Source organism: Streptomyces sp. NPDC059224, assembly GCF_042754285.1.
Classification (GTDB): domain Bacteria; phylum Actinomycetota; class Actinomycetes; order Streptomycetales; family Streptomycetaceae; genus Streptomyces.
Genome location: NZ_JBHZAN010000094.1, coordinates 1 through 2,827, shown reverse-complemented (window position 1 = coordinate 2,827; position 2,827 = coordinate 1). Strand labels below are relative to the sequence as shown.

General features: G+C 70.7%; 1 pseudogene. It reads right to left on the bottom strand.

Annotated elements, in window-relative coordinates:
- Positions 1–2,827: pseudogene (locus ACFXI4_RS44505) on the bottom strand (hypothetical protein); the annotation flags it as partial.

Here is a 2,827-nt window from a genome sequence, read left to right as displayed (position 1 = left end):
CGGGAACCGTGCCCGGGCAGTTCCTGGCCACCGGAGTGCGCGGTGTCCTGGTGCGGCGCCGGCGTGGTCTCGGGAGTGCCGCGGACCGGGCTCGGTGCCTGCGCGTTGGCGTCGGGACCGTGTGGGGCCGGGGAGTGGGTGTTCAGGTCGTGCGACGCGGGGGAGTGGGTGCTGAGGTCGTGCGGGGCCGGTGAGCCGGTGTCCAGGGCGTGCGGGGCCGGGGAGGCGGTGTCCGGAGTGTGGGACGGCAGGCCGTCCGCGGTGGGTGCGGGGGTCTTCGTCTCGGAGCCCGGCGGCAGGAACAGCCGGCGGCCCTCCGGGGTGAAGCGGAGACCCTCGGAGTCGCCCACCACCAGCCCCGCCCGGTGCAGGTGCTTGTACGCCTTGTCGAAGCCGGTCCTGCCCAGGTCCACGGCCTGCGTGGTCTGCGTGCCGACCCTGGAGTCCGGCAGCGACCGGAAGCCGTCCGAGTTGCCCAGCGCCCGGACCATCTTCTTCATCTGTTCGGTGATCCCCGGTACGGCACCCAGCGCGTCCTCGGCCGCGCGTGGAAGCTCGCTGAGGTTGGGGCCGTCCGCCACGGCGGCCGACGAGGAGGTTCCCGCGCCCTGGTTCCTGACCGGCCTGGGCTGCGCGGCGCTGCCCTCGGGCCTGTTCTGCGGCTTCAGCGCGTCGAGGCGGCCGTTGATGTCCTTCAGGAGCTGCTCACGCTGGTCGAGCAGGGTCTGCGCCATGGCCTTGCGTTCGCCGACGGAGGCCGCGTGGAACTCCTGGGTCAGCTTGACCGCCTGCTCGGCGTGCGGCTGCGCCTTGTTGAGGTTGTAACGCTGCGCCTTGGCGTTGCCGCTCTTGAAGGCGTTGTCGGCCTGCCGCACCCGGTCCGACGCCTCGTCGAAGGCCTTGCCGGCGGCCCGTGCGGCGGGATCGACCGAGCCGTCGGCGAGATAGCGTCCGTCGCCGTCCGCGTCATGGACCGCCAGCGGTGACGGCCACTCGCTCGTGACATGGCTCCCGTGCGGATTGATCGGCAGCCCGGAGCCGAACTTCGCCTCGGGCCGGTACAGCTTGGAGATGACCGAGCCCAGCTCCTCGGGAGTCGTGGTGTCGGCGAGCAGCCGGAAGACGTCGTCCCTGAAGGCACCGCCGATCAGGTGGACCTCGCGCACCACCGACAGGGCGAGCGCCTCCTGCACGTGCTCGCCGTGGAAGACCTCCTGCTCGAAGGAGACCTGCCGGGTCCGCCCACCGGGGTACTCGTACGTCCAGCGGCCCCGCTTGCCCACCTCGTCGAAGCCCTCGTCGTACTTGGCGCCGCGGACGGTGTCGTCGCCGAACTTCAGCTGGTTCATCGTGTCGCGGTCCAGCGGGTGCAGCTGGTCGTGGAGCGAGACCCAGCCGCCCTTCTCCTCCAGGACCTTGGCGTCGAAGACGAGGGTGGTCGGCCCGTACCGGGTCGCCATCGGCTTGTCCCCGACCTCCATGCGGAAGAACACGAAGTCGTCGTTGCCGAGGTTGGAGGTGTTCTTCACCGAACTCTTGCCGGAGGCCAGGAACCTGACGCCCCGTCGGGCCAGGTCGCCCTGCGAGGACATCACCCCGCTGTTGGCGATGGCGTGGTAGGCCGGGGTCGCGTGCTTGATCCGGTACGGCAGCGCCTCCAGCTTCTCCCGCAGCTGCTGGAACTTCAGGCGGTCCGCCTCGGGCAGGTCCTTCAGCAGGCCCTGGACGTCCGTACGCAGGTCCGCGATGTTCTTCTCGGACAGCTTGCGCACGAAGTCGTGCTGCTGGGACCGGGACAGCTTGTCGAAGCCGTCGAAGTCGTCGAAGACCTTCTGCCACTGGGCCTCGGTCCCGGGCAGGACCGCCTTCCACTGTTCGCCGGAGTGCACGTCGCCGAACGCCTGGTTCTCGCGGTAGCGGCGCAGCAGGTCCGGGATGCCGCGCTGGACCCGTTCCACGGAGGCGTCGGTGCCGAGGAAGCCCTTGAGGACGAGGTTGTCGCCCGGCTTCGCCGCCTTGACGGCGTCGTCGACCAGCTCCGCGAGATGGTGGGCCACGGCGGCGACGGGAGCGTGCTGGTTGCGCAGGGTGTAGGTGCCCCCGAAACGGGCGGCGTCCGTGACATGGCCCTGGAGGGCCGCGTCCAGGTCCTTGGCGGCCTTCTCCAGCCCCTTTGCCAGGCCCTTGAGTTCACTGTGGGGAGTCGCGCCCGCCGTGACCAGGCTCTCCAGTTCGTTGGCGAGCCGCCGGACGGTCACGGACTGGGAGTGGATCTCCTCGCCGGTCCTGATGAACTGGTCCGAGCGGACGGGGCCGTCGCCCGCGCGGCGGGAGGCGGCGTTCAGGTCCTGTGCGTGGGCCTGCAGCTTCCGGGCCCGTTCGATGTCCCCGGCGCCCGCGAACTGGTCGACGAGCTGGTTCAGTTCACGCTGGGAGAGCAGACGGTTGTCGAGTTCGTGCTGGAGCGCCTCGTCGAGTTCGCGGGTGGTGCCCTTGAGCTTCGTGTCCGCCTCGGCCAGGTTGGTCCTGGCTTCCGCGATCTTGCCGGCGTCCTTGCCGGTCTGCGTCTGCTTGATCTCCGCCTGCTGCAGTTCCTGGTGGGCCTTGGTCTGGTCGGCCAGGATCTCGTTCAGCCGCCTGGGCGGCGTCACGGAGGCCGCGCCGCTCTCGCCGTGGGCGCCGTGGACGGCGCTCGCGGGCGGCGGAGCCGCCTCGTCCGACGTGCTGAGGACCGTGCCGCCGAGCAGCCGGGGCCGTTCCTTGAGGCTGAGCCGGCGCAGGTCGGTGAGGTCGGCCTCCATCCGTGCCGGGTCGATGCCGAGTTCGG